Below are 259 nucleotides of genomic sequence, written 5' to 3' on the forward strand. Positions count from 1 at the left end.
TTTTGGTACTGAGTTTAGCTATCAAACAGAAAAGCTGAGTGCGCACCTTCACGTAACTCGTTATCAAGATCAAGACCGTACCGCGCCAGAAGAAACAACCACAAACGGCTACACCATACTTGATGCCAGCGTTTCATATGACTTATCAGTGCTAAATCAAGATGTGTCTGTGTATCTACGTGGCACTAACTTAACAGACACAGAAGCGCGCGTGCATAGCTCATTTTTAAAGAATATAGCACCACGTCCAGGTCGTAGC

The 259-nt window shown here is 44.4% G+C and carries 1 pseudogene; it reads left to right on the forward strand.

The features are described from left to right. Nucleotides 1–259: pseudogene (locus AAEY62_RS23235) on the forward strand (TonB-dependent receptor); the annotation flags it as partial.

This window comes from Pseudoalteromonas sp. GW168-MNA-CIBAN-0100 (assembly GCF_040309225.1).
Classification (GTDB): Bacteria; Pseudomonadota; Gammaproteobacteria; order Enterobacterales; family Alteromonadaceae; genus Pseudoalteromonas; species Pseudoalteromonas arctica.